We start from the raw sequence: 277 nt of genomic DNA, 5'->3' as shown, positions 1-277 counted from the left end.
ATCCTTACCCATACCTGTCAGGATCACGCCCAAGGCGTTGGCGCCGGCATTGCGCGCGGCGGAGCGGAACAGCACATCCACTGCCGGGCGATGGCGGTTGACCGGCGGACCCTGGTCCAACTCGGTGACGTAGTTGGCGCCGCTGCGGCCCAGTGACAGGTGCATGTCGCCCGGGGCGATGTAAGCGTGGCCGGGCAGCACACGCTCGCCGTGCACGGCTTCTTTCACGCGGATGCGGCACAGGCCATCGAGCCGCTTGGCGAACGACGTGGTGAAC

The 277-nt window shown here is 67.5% G+C and carries 1 protein-coding gene; it reads right to left on the bottom strand.

The window, feature by feature from the left end:
* Nucleotides 1–277 (bottom strand): chemotaxis protein CheB (locus ACVA6Q_RS24645; protein WP_446649219.1); only part of this gene is annotated, 277 nt, incomplete at both ends.

It is taken from the genome of Vibrio sp. DNB22_10_4, assembly GCF_052879755.1.
This window is presented reverse-complemented; position numbering and strand designations above follow the sequence as displayed.